The organism is Arthrobacter glacialis (assembly GCF_002909445.1).
Classification (GTDB): Bacteria; Actinomycetota; Actinomycetes; order Actinomycetales; family Micrococcaceae; genus Specibacter; species Specibacter glacialis.
Genome location: NZ_PPXC01000007.1, coordinates 173,502 through 188,167 on the forward strand (window position 1 = coordinate 173,502; position 14,666 = coordinate 188,167).

The window sequence follows — 14,666 nt, forward strand, 5'->3', positions numbered from 1 at the left end:
CGCTTAGCCGGCCAAAATTCTAGACAGGTACTGTGCCACGGCACGCACGCTGGACATGGTGTTGGGGTAATCCATCCGGGTTGGGCCCACAATTCCGAGCTTGGCTGTTTCGCCCGGCCCGTAACTGGTCGCCACAACTGACGCCTCGGCCAACGAATCGTGCGGGTTCTCACGGCCAATGACCACTGACATGCCCAAGGAATCTTGTGCCATCGCCTCCAAAAGGCGCAACAACACAACCTGTTCCTCCAAGGCATCAAGGACAGGGCCAATGCTGAGCGGGAAGTCATTGTTGGACCTGGCCAAATTGGCCGTCCCAGCCATAACAATCTTGTCTTCCCGGGCATTCCCGGCCAACAGCACCAAACCCTGGGCCAGGCGCACCGCAGGTCCATGCTCGGAAGGCTGGACTGTGGGCGGGATCCTGACAACCGCCTCGGGCAGGCTTGCCACGGTCACCCCGTGCAGGCCACCCAAAAACACTTGCCGCAGCCCAGCCAGCATGGCGTCATCAACGTTGGCTCCGACGTCGATCACGTTTTGCTCAACCTTGCCGGACGCCAAAATGAGAACGACAAGCACCTGGCGTGCAGCCAACGAAACAAATTCAATGTGGCGCACCGTGGCTCCGGCCGAGCGTGGGTACTGCACCACAGCCACCTGGTTGGTCAGCTGGGCCAAGGTCCGCACTGTCCGTTCCAGGACATCGTCAAGATCAGTGGAGCCCTCCAACAGCACGGCAATGGCGCGGCGTTCGGCGGCAGAAAGCGGTTTGACCGCGGACAGCTGGTCAACAAAAAGCCTGTAGCCCTTGTCGGTGGGAATGCGCCCGGAGCTGGTGTGCGGGGCGGCGATCAGGCCTTCTTCTTCCAGCGCTGCCATGTCATTGCGGATGGTGGCGCTGGAGACGCCCAAATGATGCCGCTCAACCAACGCTTTGGAGCCAACAGGTTCGCGTGTGTGTACGTAGTCTTCAACAATGGCCCGCAGGACCTCCAACTTCCGTGGTTCACTCATACCTGTCACCTCCTTCTCAATGTCACACAAACGCCTTGCTTGCACTGGGTGTGCTGCCGGCTGTGGCAGCACAAGGACGTTAGCACTCTACCCAACCAAGTGCTAAGTCTAATACTTTTTCTGCCGCCCCTCCCGTGCCTCTGTGGCCATGGTGAACCGGATATTGTGCCCTTGAAGCGGTTAGCATGGATTTTCACAGTTGCAGCGTTCGCCATGAGCGTTGCCCCAAGAATGAAGAGTCAGGTTTTAGCGTGGAATTCAACCAGTGGGGCCCCCAAGATTTGAGCCCACCTCCCGCCCGTACCCTGCCGAAAGTGGAAGCCGTTTCCGGGCTTGTGGTGGAGGACCAGCAAACCGGTTGGGTGGGCGCGGTGGTCAGATTGGAAAAGTCCGGCGGCATGCACATTGTGGAGCTTGCCGACAGGCGCGAGAAAATCCGGGCCTTCCCCTTGGGATTTGGTTTCCTCTATGAAGGCGCGGCCGTTGAGCTCATCGCCCCGCGCGTTGTGGCCACCCAGCAAACCCTGCGCACCGCCTCCGGTTCGGTGAAAGTTGCCAACAGCCGCGCCAAAGTGGCCAAGGCCAGTCGTATCTGGGTGGAGGGCAAGCACGACGCCGAACTCGTTGAGAAAGTCTGGGGGGACGATTTGCGCGTTGAAGGGATTGTGGTGGAGCCCCTGCGCGGCATCGATGACTTGGCGGCAGCCGTGGCGGATTTCTCCCCCGGCCCCAACCGCCGTTTGGGCATTTTGGTGGACCACTTGGTGCCGGGGTCCAAGGAATCGCGCATTGTGGCCAATCTCATGAAGTCACCCGGCACACACAACAACGTTTTGGTGGTGGGTCACCCGTACGTGGATGTGTGGCAGGCCATCAAACCAGCCACCTTGGGCATTCCCGCCTGGCCAGTTATCCCGAGATCAATGGAATGGAAGCTGGGCATCCTCAAAGCTTTTGGCTGGCCCCACAGCACAGCTGAGGACATTGGTTTGGGGTGGCAGCGGCTGCTGTCACGGGTGAATTCTTACGCCGATCTGGAGCCTTCGTTGCTGGGCCGGGTGGAAGAAGTGATTGACTTCCTCACGGCACCCGTATCCTAGAGAGTGGCCAGCGATATGTTGGCCAGCAGTTTCGCTTGTTGAAAGGCCAGTCATTGTGAGTCATCCGGTAAACCAGCAGAATGGTTCGACCAAGCCGCCGCTGACCCCCTCAGAGGACAAGCAGTGGGCGTTCATGGCCCATTGCGGCGGTATTCTGGGCTGCATTCCGGCATTGCTGATCCACAGGTATGTGGCGCCCCGCGGCCCGTTCACCGCCCAGGAATCCCTGGAAGCCTTGAACTTCACTTTGCCGCCCACGGCCCTGGCGATACTCCTGAATCTGTTGGGATTCATTTTCACGTTCTTCAACCCGCAGCTTGGCACGGTGTTTTTCCTGCTCGCCCTTCTCGTGTGGGCGTTCCTGACTGCCTTCTCCGTCATTGGCGCCGTGAGTGTCAACAAGGGTCAGCCATACCGCTACTCCCTGAATCTGCGCCTGCTCTAGTAACCCAAAACTGACCCGCAGAAAACGCCGAAAATCACGCTAAAAGCGTAGATTTTCGGCGTTTTCTGCGGGTCAGTTGGTCTTGAGGCTAGTCCAGGAGGGCCCTGGTCACGGCGTCGCCCAGGAGGCGGCCCTTGAGGGTGAGCACCAGGGTCCCGGCAAAGGCCTTGAGCGGCTCCACCAATTCCTGGGCAATGAGCCCGGCAACAGCCTTGCGTGCTTCAGGGCTGAGCGTGTTGATGGCCATACCCTCGGACAGGCGCGAGGTCAGCATGATGCGTTCCATGGCCCTGGTGTCCGCATCGAGGGTTTCCCGTCCGGCAGCAGGCGATTCACCCTTGTCCAGACGGTTGGCATAGGCCGTGGGGTGTTTGACATTCCACCAGCGCACACCTCCAACGTGGGAGTGGGCACCGGGGCCGATCCCCCACCAATCGTCCCCCCGCCAGTACGCCAGGTTGTGTTGGCAGGCATCCTCGGGGGTCCGGGACCAGTTGCTTACTTCGTACCAGGACAATCCGGCCTCGGTGAACAAAGCGTCGGCAAGCTCGTACTTGAGGGCATGGTCGTCGTCGTCGATGTTGGGCACCTGGCCGCGGCGAATTTGGGCGGCCAGCTTGGTGCCCTCTTCAACGATGAGCGAATACGCAGAAATGTGGTCGGGCTCGTAGCTCAGGGCTGTCCGCACAGACGTTTCCCAGTCGGCGACTGACTCCCCCGGCGTGCCGTAGATCAAGTCGACGCTCACGTTCAGGCCAACCTCGCGGGCCCAGGCCACAGCCTGCGGCACACGGTCGGGATTGTGGGTCCTGTCAAGGACCTTCAAAACGTGCGGCACCGCTGACTGCATGCCGAAGGACACACGGGTAAAACCGCCGTCGTACAGTTCTTGCAACGACTCCTTGGTGACCGAGTCCGGGTTGGCCTCCGTGGTGACCTCAGCCCCGTCCTCCAGCCCCCACTGCGCGACGGCGGCACCCAGAATGCGGGTCAGATCGCCCGCGGGCAGGAGGGTGGGCGTGCCACCGCCAAAGAACACGGTGCTCAGCTTGCGCGCAGGCAGGCCCGACGCAACCATGGCCCGGGCGGCAAATTCCACCTCGCGCACGGCCGTTTCGGCGTATGCGTCCTGTGAGGCGCCCCCGCCAAGCTCCGTGGCCGTATAGGTGTTGAAGTCGCAGTAGCCGCAGCGCACGGCGCAAAACGGGATGTGCGCGTAGAGGCTGAATTTGCGGTCCGCCGCACCGACGGCAGCCTGCGCGGGCAGGATGCCGTCGGCCGGAGCCGGATCGCCAAGGGGCAAAGCGCTGGGTGTCACTTCTTTGACTTGTCCTTAGGCGCTTCGGCAGTTGTCAGCGCGGCGATGAAGGCTTCCTGGGGAACCTCAACGCGGCCCACCATCTTCATGCGCTTCTTGCCTTCCTTCTGCTTTTCCAACAGCTTGCGCTTACGGGAAATGTCACCGCCGTAGCACTTGGCCAGGACGTCCTTGCGGATGGCGCGGATGCTTTCACGGGCAATGATGCGGGCACCAATGGCAGCCTGGATGGGCACCTCGAACTGCTGGCGCGGGATGAGCTCGCGGAGCTTGCCGGTCATCATGACACCGTAGGAGTACGCCTTGTCACGGTGGGTGATGGCACTGAAGGCATCCACTTGCTCGCCCTGGAGCAGGATGTCGACCTTGACCAGGTCGGCGACCTGATCGCCGTCGGCCTTCCAGTCAAGGGAGCCGTAGCCGCGGGTCTTGGACTTCAAGATGTCAAAGAAGTCAAAGACGATCTCGGCCAAAGGCAGGCGGTAGCGGATCTCCACCCGGTCCTCGGACAGGTAGTCCATGCCGCCCAAAATGCCGCGGCGGGTCTGGCACAATTCCATGATGGCGCCCACAAACTCGGTGGGAGCCAAGATGGTGGCGGCCACCATGGGCTCGCGCACCTCGGCGATTTTCCCTGACGGATATTCGCTGGGGTTCGTTACGTGGACAACCTTCTTGTCCTCAAGGGTGACCTCGTACTCCACGTTGGGGGCTGTGGAGATCAGGTCAAGGTTGTGTTCGCGTTCCAGACGCTCACGGGTGATTTCCAGGTGCAGCAGGCCTAGGAAGCCCACACGGAATCCAAACCCTAGGGCTGCGGAGGTCTCCGGTTCGTAAATGAGGGCAGCGTCATTGAGCATGAGCTTTTCCAGCGCGTCACGCAACACCGGGTAGTCCGTACCGTCCATGGGGTACAGGCCGGAGAACACCATGGGCTTGGCGTCGTGGTAGCCGGCCAGGGCTTCTGATGCGGGCTTGCTGAACGTGGTCACGGTGTCGCCCACCTTGGACAGGCGCACATCCTTCACGCCCGTGATCAAGTAACCAACCTCACCAACGCCCAGACCCTTGGAAGGGGTGGGCTCCGGGGCACTGACACCAATTTCCAGCAGCTCGTGGGTGGCGCGGGTGGACATCATCTGGATTTTTTCGCGCGGGCTCAGGCTGCCGTCAATGACGCGCACGTAGGTGACAACGCCGCGGTAAGTGTCATACACGGAGTCAAAGATCATGGCGCGGGCCGGGGCGTTGGGATCGCCAACGGGTGCCGGCAGCTCACGGACGATCAAATCCAGCAGCGCTTCAACGCCAACACCGGTCTTGCCGGAGACCATCAGGACGTCCTCGGGCTTGCCGCCAATCAGGTTGGCCAGTTCCAGCGCGTACTTCTCCGGCTGGGCTGCCGGAAGGTCAATCTTGTTCAGCACCGGAATGATGGTGAGGTTGTTCTCCATGGCCAGGTACAGGTTGGCCAGCGTCTGGGCCTCAATGCCCTGGGCGGCATCAACGAGCAGGATGGCGCCTTCACAGGCGGCCAACGACCGGGAGACCTCGTAGGTGAAGTCAACGTGGCCCGGGGTGTCGATCATGTTCAAGCAGTAGGCGGTGCCATCTACTTCCCAAGGGATGCGCACTGCCTGGGACTTGATGGTGATGCCGCGCTCACGCTCAATGTCCATCCGGTCAAGGTACTGGGCTTTCATGTCACGCTGCTTGACAACTCCAGTGAGCTGGAGCATCCGGTCCGCCAGGGTTGATTTCCCGTGGTCAATGTGAGCGATGATGCAGAAGTTCCTGATGATCGCCGGATCGGTCGCGGCGGGCACCGGAGCAGTGCGGGCCATGGGTGACACTGGTGTTCCTTACTGTTGCGTGAACGCAGGGATGGCAGTGCATATACCGCCACCGTGCAGGGGGTGTGCCCGCGCACTGAACAGGCGGACACTCATTGCCTTCAAGTCTCCCACGTTTAGGGCCCTAGATGAGAACTGACGGGCCCATTCGCTACTGTAGAAGCCATGCCTTCAACAACGGACCGCATCATTGGCCTTCTGCGTTCATTTGCCCGCGCACTTTTCAACCCCGGCAAGACCACACCGCCGCGCACCCGCCCCGGCAGCAAGACCAGCGGCAAGCCCAGCCCCGGGGCTGGTTCGCGCCCGGCCCAGCGGCCTTCGCAGAACACTCTCGCTAAGGGCCTGAGCGCTCCTTACCCGGGCGACTTCAACGGAACGTCAACCGTGAGCTATGCCCCCCATCCCGACGGCGCGGCGGACCCGGGTGAGATTGTGTGGACCTGGGTGCCCTATGAGGAGGACTTCAGCCAGGGCAAGGACAGGCCCGTCCTGGTGGTGGGCCGCTCCGGGAAACGGCTCTTGGCACTCATGCTCACCAGCAAGGATCACGGCAATGACCGGCGGGGAGACAACGACTACGTGGACATTGGCACCGGGGCGTGGGACCGTCAGGGCCGACCCAGCGAAGTCAAGCTTGATCGGGTGTTGCAGGTGGCCGAGGCTGATCTGCGCCGCGAGGGTGCAGTGCTCGATGCCAAACGCTTTGCCGCAGTGGCCACGGGGCTGCGCCGGCGACACGGCTGGAAGTAATCTCACACGCTGGCAAGTCACCGATCTGATAGAATTTTTATTAGTGTGTGCCCGTGCAGGTCGGCGGGTACAGCAGCTTGACCTGACGTTCACCATAATTCGAGCATCCCCACGCCGCTGTCAACGGTCAAGCTACGCCCTCTACGACCGAATTTACGTATCAAAAGAGAGTTATACAACGTGGCTAATATCAAGTCTCAGAAGAAGCGCATCCTCACGAACGAGAAGGCGCGTCAGCGCAACCTCTCGGTTCGGTCCGAGCTGAAGACCGCTATCCGTGCAGTAAACACGGCGGTGGCCAAGGCCGACAAGGATGCAGCTGTGGTTGCACTGGTGAATGCAGGCCGCAAGCTGGACAAGGCTGTCAGCAAGGGCGTTATCCACGCCAACAACGCTGCCAACCGCAAGTCAGCCATCTCCAAGAAGGTTAACGCCCTCTAAGAGAAGCTGATCTGCTTCGCAACTCAAACGTTGGGCCCCCACCATCTGGTGGGGGCCCAACGTGTTTAAGCCATGCTTTCAGGGAATCTGCCTTGGTGAACCTGAGGGCCGGGTTAGCGCCGTGCGGAGGTGGCAATGACGATGACTGCCCGTTCCACCGCATAGACGGGGTCCTTTGCTGCACCCTTGACCTGGGCATCGGCCTCCGCCAGCACCTTGATGGCCACTACCAGAGCCTCCCCGCTCCAGTGCCCGGCATCGCGGCGTGCGGCGTCCACCTGCCACGGTGACATGCCCAAGTCACGGGCCAGTTGGGCCGAGCTGCCGCGCAGGGAAAACACCTTGGCCACCTGGCGGACTTTCATGGCCAGCGCAGCCACCAGCGGCACCGGATCAACTCCTGTGGCAAGGGCGTGACGCAGCGTGGACAACGCGACCGGGGCGTTGCCGGCCAACGCGGCATCAGCGACGCGGAACGCTGTGGCCTCCACCCGGCCGCCGTAGTACTTGTCGACGTCGTCACTGCTGACCATTCCTGTGGTGTCAGCGATCAGCTGGGAACAGGCCGCGGCCAGCTCGGACAGGCTTGCCCCCACAGCTGCCACGAGTGCGTGGACGGCCTGGGCATCGATGCGGCGCTTTGCCCTGGAAAACTCTGCACTGACAAAGGAAGATTTCTCGGCGTCCTTCTTCAGGGGCTGGCACTCCACCCGCGGGGCCCCGAGGGCCTTGAGTGCATCCAGCAACTTCTTGCCCCGCGTGCCGCCGCCGTGAGTGAGCACCAGTGTCACATCGGGGGCCGGGTCCTTGATGTAAGCCAGGGCATCGACCAAAAAATCGTCGGTCATGCTGGCCAGGGCCGAGACTTGAATAAGCTTCGGCTCACTGAAAAGTGACGGGCTGGCCACCATGCCCAGCGCTCCGGCCGTGTAATGGGAAGCGTCCAGCGAGGTCAGTTCCAGCTCGGGGTTCTGCGCCCTGAGTTTGGCCCGAATGTCATCCACCGCGCGGCTGGCAATAAAGTCCTCCGGACCAAAAAGCAACACCACCGGGGCCAGGGGGACATCACGCCAATCGGCGCCCGCAGCCGGGCGTTGGGCTGCCCTCGGTGCCGGGCTCATGGTTGCTTTCCTGTCCACGCATTATTCACAGCATCTACTGTGCCATCCCTGCTGGTGATTCCCAACCCGACCGGGGCCGGCGCACACCACCTCAAGAGTTCGCAGCCTCACGAACTCACAGCCTCAAAACGGCCGCGCACCACCACGCGGTGGCCACGGCGGCAAGAACGATCACACTGCCAAAGCCGAAGCGGGCACGCCACCTTTCCGGGAGCAACCGCAATAGCCGCCCAGTGACTGCCTTGGCGCGTTCGGGCTCCACCAGCGCGAACAAGGCAGCGAGCGTCACGGCGTTCAACACTGCCATCAGGACAACACCTTCCAGCCCCGCCGGCCACGGCAAACTTGCCGCTGGCAGTTCCGACATCCACCGGGCGACGGCGGCCACCCACCAGGCACCCAATCCGCTGACAAAAGCGCAGACTGAGGCGATGAGCGGCACCAGGGCGGCGACGGCCAGGCCAAAAGTTCCCACTGTGGTTACCAGTGCCACAACAGGCGCTGCCAGCATGTTGGCCGGAATTGTGTAGGGGGTCAGCCGTGGCGCCAGCAGGACGATGACCGGGGCGCAGAGCAATTGTGCCGCCAGCGGTATGGCCACTGCCTGGGCCAGCCACACGGGCCACCAGACGGCCAGCCAGTCAACACAGCGCCTCCCCACCAGATGGATTCCCAACGTAGCCAGCACTGACAAGATGAAGGCATAGTCCGCTGCCAGCCACGGGTCCGCAAGCAGCAACACCACGACAGTCACGCAAAGCAGGGCCCCCACCCGTTTGGGTCTGCCACCCAACAGGGCCACCGCCCCGATGGCACCCATAACTGCAGCCCGAAGCACACTGGGATCGGGCCCCACGAGAACAACAAATCCCACCAGCCCGGCTCCGGAGGCAAGAAAGGCCACCGGACGCGGTACCCGCAGTGAACGCACCAACAACATCAACGACGCCAACACCAGAGTGCAGTTGGCCCCAGAGACTGTTGAAAAAGTAGATGGGTGAATTAGGTGATCAAGTTTGATCAAGTTGCGAGCCCGTGCCACTGTCCAGCGTAGGCCCGCCAAAGGCCCCGCTATCGCGTGTACGTCGACTCCGCCACAACTGCGTTGGCTCCCATCAGAGGCGCCGTCGACAATTCCCATCTCCGGTCATCCGCCCGTGGAATCTTGACCTTCTCCAAGCAGCGGACGCAAGCGCCCTCGTTATACACGGGACAGACTCCGACCTCTTTACACGGGGCACCTTCGAAAGTTTAGTCAAGCCCACTGGTTCAGTTTGTAGCCGTCAAGGATTCTTGCGCCCGTCAAGTTTGTGAGACGTCTGATGGGTATTTCTTCTTACGCTGCTGCTTGTTCGGTTTGATTTTGGTACCCGGTTAGGGCTCGTGCTGGTGGCCTTCCCTGATTGTTGGCATGAGGCCGGCGGCGGTTGCACCAAGACTCGATGTACTCCATGACGGCGAGAGGAAACCACATTTGTATCGTGGATGATGCTGGCTACGAATTGCTAGTCGGCGACCGTCCGGCCCCCTGCATTCAAAGTCACCCTCCAAAAGACTTCACCTCTTGACCCCTTCGCACGGGTTGTCTACGGCTGTGACTCATCCATAAGACCAGTAGCCGCATTCTGCGTCAATTGAAGGCCACGGCACAGGTGACGGACATACATCAGGTTCCTGACCACCATTGAAAAGGCGTTGAATAGAGGCTAAGACATGCCGGATTCCGAACGATGATGGTCAGCGGGCAACTTCAGGAAGGACAGGGGAAGTCTTGAGTAGCTAGGCATCATACATTTGAGGTATCACCCACCATGGGACACCCAGGCATCGACGGGCCAACAACAATATGCAGGACCTGAGCAATTCTGACTTTTGGGGCCTACCTCGGATGTACCACTTATGTAAGCCAAGTTAGTTCTCTTGATCGCTACTCTGGTCTCCAGCTAGGAGTCCTAGCGGGATGACATCCCCATGGTGTCGGCGGAGATAGTCTCTTGCATCGTCGAGCGACGGGTCGTGTTGCAGACTTTTCTGGAAGTAGTCTAGCCTTCGCTTCGCGTCGTCGATGATCTGACCCCAGTCACGGACCCAAACACGAACCTTCGCACCGGGTGCGTCGGGAAGATCCGGCTGGAATACGAGACCTCGTTCCCTGCCGACCTGATTCGCTTCTTGCCGAACGTCATCGTCGATCTTGCTTGTGACAAGCCAGAAATCCCATTCGGTCGTTGTGCTTGCAAACTGCGGGTCTCTGGCCACGGCTTTGGCATAAGCCTTGATCTGGGTAAGTTCCTTCAACCCGGCCACAATCTTGGGGGCTTTCAACTCGACCACGAGATGTCGATTACGGTCGTGCTCAGTAGCTGCGGCCGAAAGCAAAAGGTCGACACGGGCTTGCTTCCCATCGAGTAGTTTCACGGGAGTGGTATCGCGGCGTGTTTCGCCGAGAACTTCCAAGTGTCGCCCTAGGACGGCAGTGAGGCCTCGCTCGCTGATCATGAGGTTGTGTTGCTCACCAAACACCCAAAGTTCGCTCTCAAGGATTTGGTGGAGGTGGGCCCGCTCCCCCACCATCTTGCTAGCTTCGGGGTCGAAGACCATCAGTTCGAGAGCTCTGAGGAACTCAAGCCGATTCGTGACGTTACTCGAAGCTTGGATGACCCGAGACAAGCTGGTGCGATTCAGCAGACGATCGAGCTGTTCGCGCTCATCGGCAGGCAGGCCGACGTACTCGTCTAGGAGAGCGGAAACGTCACTCGGGCGTTGCTGGATTGACTCTCGCAGGAGCCCTAAGGTCAATTTCTTCTGTTGTCTGGTCTTGGGTATATGCCTACGAATCGAGGTCGCTACAACGTCGAATGTCGCGCGCTCTACCTTCTCCTCTTCAGTCATTGGCTCGCCGTCGTAGGGGTAGACGTTGCCCGATTTCCAGTCCTCGACCAGTTCACGGCGGCGCTGAGCTCGGCGTGCCTCAAAGTGAGCTTGGAGAACCCGGTCGATCTCGTTGATGAGGACCCCGAGAACAGAAGAGGTAGTCTCCAGACTCGCCAATATCCACTCATTGTGATGCTGAGGCATCTCGTCCCAGACAACATACGCAGAGTACTGGAAATCGGCAGCTGGCGCAGTGTCAAGTGTGTCAACTGGGACGCCCGCACCGTCACAGAGATGGATGGAACGCTCGTTAGCGTCCTTCCATTCAATTATCCGCAATACGGCACTTCGAGTGACGCCGTCGTGCTCCCACTCGAGATCATAAGTTGTTTCGTCTTCGATGTTGTCACGGGGTTGAACTCGGGTTCCGTTGTAGGTGACGTCAATGTCCGGGCGTGCAATGAGATATGGGGCAAGCGTAGCTGTAACGCGGTCCAATGCTCTGTTACTGTCGAGGCGGTCCAGAGAGTCACGGCCCGCGGCCAAAAATTTGGTACCCGTGCGTGCGTCAGTGTTCGTAGGGCCGGTGGAATCGAAATCATTTCGGCTTGCGGAATTCGCCCTAATAATCGACTTTAGGCGCTTTCCGTCGGTGCTGTCGGCAACGGTGTCCCAGGAGATTTGAGTACCCAGTGCGAACGCCCTTAGTCGACCTTGACCGAGACGGCCGTGTAGTGGGCGTTCCTCACCCTTACTTCCTTGGGCCTTCCGCTTCCAAGAATTGCCGACCCAGCGGAACGCGGTGGCCAGCTCTTCCGGGGCCATCCCGTGACCGTTGTCGGTGATTTCGACACCGATAACACCTTCGGCCTGATTACGGTGCAACGTAACGTCAACGGCATGCGCGTCTGCGTCGAGGCTATTCCAGACAAGTTCAATGACGGCTTTCACCGGGTCATTCTCATAAGCGAGCCGCTGAACAAGATCATTGCCAGCTTCGAGTTTAATCCTTACCATTCCTCAATCTTTCCATTGAGCACAGACATGATGCCCCGAGCATTCACTCAGTTACGAGACGAAAATCTTTTAAGACGCCCGGTGACCCATGAGGAAATCGTCGACGGATGTATCCGTCAACGATACGCCCCGATGCCACGAGTGGCATCGGGGCGTATCACGGCAGTCTTTAAATTCGGTGCTTTCAGGCGGACCCATCATCCGGTACATCGTCACCGAACCACTCTAGGCTCGATGGTTCAGGTGCGTCGAAGCCGGCTTTCTTAACACGATCAACCACCTCTTCCAAGTCCGTCATGGCATCTTCCCAGCCGATCCCCTGCAATCGATCAACGACAATACCAACTACCTGACGCGCCACGGCAGCACTCTCCGCAAGGACCCCAGGTATTCCCGGGATTTCCACGACTTCATCTTCGTCAATGTCATAGAGGTCATAGAGGTCATTCTCGATCGCATCGAGATGCTGCGCACCCAGTTCAATATCCGGGTGAGTGGGCGCGTCGTTCGCATCGCGAAGGCTTCGTGCGAATACCTTGGCGGCGTCAGCGAGGTCACGCGCAAAATCAGAGTAATCAGTTGTCATACGTACAATCTTGCATGCATTCCAGCTGCCCACGGGATGCCGCGCCGGTTGTGATTTAGAGTCGCCTAAGCGACAGCACCCTCGCCTCGATGACAGAGTCGATCACGTGCCTGATTCATTGGGTTGGCCTCCTATGCCTCATCGAGTTCGAGCAGGTCTGCGCCTTGTGAAAGAAACATGACTCAACCAAACGAGCACGCACTTTCAACAGCAATTGGCCGGGTTGCGTCGGCTACAGCACGTGCACGCCCGAAGAGATCCAGCCGGACGACTATCGACTCCCGCCTTGGCGCTCTGCAAGCCTATGAGACGCGGCTGGGAGCTATCCCGGATAGTGGAAGCCCCCATGTCAACTAAACCTTGAGTAGACCCAACCTTGGGCGCACACTCCGGAACAACGGGCCTGAGCTCATCGAACTCGCTGAGTGACTCGCTTGCCGCAGCGCAAATTGACTCCCTCAATGAGAGAGAATCAGAGGGCTCGCCATAGACCTCGCAGGCGCAACCATAGCGTCGGGAAAGGAACTGCCTCTTGGATACCACCAGGCCCCCACACGGAGAACGACAGCGTAAGGCCTTGCTGGCGGAGATTCTGGCAGGCGGCGACACTGCCGAGAAGCACTATCTGGAAATCAAACGGCAGCTGGATTTCTCATCAAAGGAAGAAACCACAAAGTTAGCCAAGTTCATACTGGGCGCTGCCAACCGTCTTCCCGCGACGGCCGATCGCCACTTTGGCGGCTATGCGGTCATGGTCATTGGGGCCGAGAAGGGCGGCCTGCCAGGCGTCCCAGCAGGGACGGAAGTGCTCGACATAGAGCAGAAAATCAACAAATTTCTACTCCCGGGCGGACCGCAATGGGAGCTGGAACGGGCACCAGCCGATAATCCTGGCCAGGAAGTCCTGTTTATCTTGGTGGACCCTCCCCAAGACGGTGATCCCATCTACCTTTGCCGGGCCGAGTACCAAGGGGAAAAATCCTTGCCAGGCAAAGTCAAGGTCAATCTCAGCAACGGCGACATTTACGTCCGGGCGCAGGGGCAGACGAGGAAAGCAACGGCTCCTGAAATTGACGACTTAGTGACCCGCGCCGGCAAAAAATCCCTGCCCATGCCGGAACTCACGATAACTCTGGAGGGAGACGCCCACCATCTCGACCTTACGCCGGAACGGCTGAATCACTTCATCGACAGCCGGGTTGAAAAGGCGAGAACTGAGCACCTGTCACTTCCTGCTTCAGCGGCGGCTCAAGGGAGCCCGCTTTTCGCGGGGTTGAGCGCGCAGATGCTGCTGGGGTTGAACTCCTCTTCGCTGTCGCCGGAGGCTTTCAATCGGCAAGCCCTCGAATGGGAAAAGCAGATCCGTGCCGAATGGCAGGAGAACCTCGGAAGAATAGCCGGGGCGGCATTTCCGGGGCTAGTTATCCAGCTTGGAAACCGCCAATCCAACTTCTTGGAAGCGGTACGCTTCGATTTGACGCTCAAAGACGCGTATGGGGTGAATACCGAGGACGCCGAGGATGTCACCCCTAAAAAACTTTTCCCCCCAGTCATCACGAGACGAAGTCCGTTTGATCATGGCTTGGGCTTGTTGGCGCCTAATTTCAACGGCATCGGGTCCGCATTGTCTCGGTATCCGCTGAAGTGGAAGAACGTCGGACAAAACCTGCACATCACCATCGAACTGGATCAGCTTAGACCTGGAACCCCCTGGGCTAGTGACGACGATGATCTCGTTGTAATCTCCTTGAATCACGTCACCACGCTGTCGGGTACCTGGCGAGCCACCGTCCGCGGGCACCATGAAGCCTTTGAAGGTGATGTCTCTTTGCCTGTGCATCCGGAACAGAATATCAACACGCTCTACCAACAGTTGAACCTCTAAGAACCCACCTATCGATGTAGGTTACCCGGCAGCTGCGATTCCTCCGCTGCCGGCTAGGGCCGCAGCCGCGGATACCTGACGGCAAGACGAAAAGCGTTCCCTGTCTAGGCCGTGGCTGCTGAGAATTCCACGACCACGGATTTTACCAAAGTCAGACGGCTTCAGGCACGCCGCCAACTCCATTGAGACCTTCGCCGTCAGCACGGTGAAACAGTCCACAATCCGTAGTAGACCCTCGACTTCCAGCGGCACAAGC

At 59.7% G+C, this 14,666-nt stretch carries 12 protein-coding genes; 5 read left to right on the forward strand and 7 right to left on the reverse strand.

Translation table 11 applies throughout. From position 1 onward, the window contains the following. Positions 1–3: 3 nt before the first annotated feature. Entirely contained in the window at positions 4–1,017 is a 1,014-nt protein-coding gene (hrcA, locus tag CVS27_RS11035; protein ID WP_103465784.1) for a heat-inducible transcriptional repressor HrcA, read from the reverse strand. Between the two features lie 251 nt (positions 1,018–1,268). Here hrcA and CVS27_RS11040 point away from each other — a divergent pair, with 251 nt between their 5' ends. Further along, the gene (locus CVS27_RS11040; RefSeq protein ID WP_103465785.1) at positions 1,269–2,117 is read left to right on the forward strand and encodes a DUF3097 domain-containing protein; all 849 of its coding nucleotides are present in this window, start codon (positions 1,269–1,271) and stop codon (positions 2,115–2,117) included. 55 nt (positions 2,118–2,172) lie between these two features. Then, positions 2,173–2,562, forward strand: coding sequence for a DUF4870 domain-containing protein (locus CVS27_RS11045; protein WP_243399831.1), 390 nt, complete (start codon positions 2,173–2,175; stop codon positions 2,560–2,562). An 88-nt stretch (positions 2,563–2,650) separates the two neighbouring features. Here the strand turns inward: CVS27_RS11045 and hemW are convergent, their stop codons facing one another. Continuing rightward, positions 2,651–3,880: a radical SAM family heme chaperone HemW gene (gene hemW, locus CVS27_RS11050; protein WP_103465786.1), complete on the reverse strand. Its 1,230-nt coding sequence runs from the start codon at positions 3,878–3,880 to the stop codon at positions 2,651–2,653. Beyond that, a complete protein-coding gene (gene lepA, locus CVS27_RS11055) occupies positions 3,877–5,733 on the reverse strand; it encodes a translation elongation factor 4 (protein WP_207767500.1) in 1,857 nt (618 codons plus the stop codon). Before lepA ends, hemW begins: the two co-directional genes overlap by 4 nt. Before the next feature lie 165 nt (positions 5,734–5,898). On the opposite strand from lepA, the gene CVS27_RS11060 reads away from it, so the two are divergent. Then, positions 5,899–6,486: a type II toxin-antitoxin system PemK/MazF family toxin gene (locus CVS27_RS11060; protein WP_103465788.1), complete on the forward strand. Its 588-nt coding sequence runs from the start codon at positions 5,899–5,901 to the stop codon at positions 6,484–6,486. A 180-nt stretch (positions 6,487–6,666) separates the two neighbouring features. Next, positions 6,667–6,927, forward strand: coding sequence for a 30S ribosomal protein S20 (rpsT, locus tag CVS27_RS11065; protein ID WP_103465789.1), 261 nt, complete (start codon positions 6,667–6,669; stop codon positions 6,925–6,927). Between the two features lie 113 nt (positions 6,928–7,040). On the opposite strand, the gene holA is transcribed toward rpsT, so the two are convergent. The 4 genes from holA to CVS27_RS11085 form a co-directional block, all read right to left on the reverse strand. Then, positions 7,041–8,048 (reverse strand): DNA polymerase III subunit delta, encoded by a 1,008-nt coding sequence (gene holA / locus CVS27_RS11070; protein ID WP_103465790.1) that lies wholly within the window; start codon positions 8,046–8,048, stop codon positions 7,041–7,043. Between the two features lie 115 nt (positions 8,049–8,163). Then, positions 8,164–9,189, reverse strand: a complete 1,026-nt coding sequence (locus tag CVS27_RS11075) for a ComEC/Rec2 family competence protein (RefSeq protein WP_103465791.1) — start codon at positions 9,187–9,189, stop codon at positions 8,164–8,166. 770 nt (positions 9,190–9,959) lie between these two features. Next, positions 9,960–11,939, reverse strand: coding sequence for an ATP-binding protein (locus tag CVS27_RS11080; protein ID WP_103465792.1), 1,980 nt, complete (start codon positions 11,937–11,939; stop codon positions 9,960–9,962). 184 nt (positions 11,940–12,123) lie between these two features. Then, complete coding sequence (locus CVS27_RS11085; protein ID WP_103465793.1) at positions 12,124–12,525, reverse strand: hypothetical protein; 402 nt, start codon at positions 12,523–12,525, stop codon at positions 12,124–12,126. A gap of 577 nt (positions 12,526–13,102) precedes the next feature. On the opposite strand from CVS27_RS11085, the gene CVS27_RS11090 reads away from it, so the two are divergent. Beyond that, the gene (locus tag CVS27_RS11090) at positions 13,103–14,410 is read left to right on the forward strand and encodes a hypothetical protein (RefSeq protein ID WP_133162918.1); all 1,308 of its coding nucleotides are present in this window, start codon (positions 13,103–13,105) and stop codon (positions 14,408–14,410) included. Positions 14,411–14,666 lie beyond the last annotated feature (256 nt).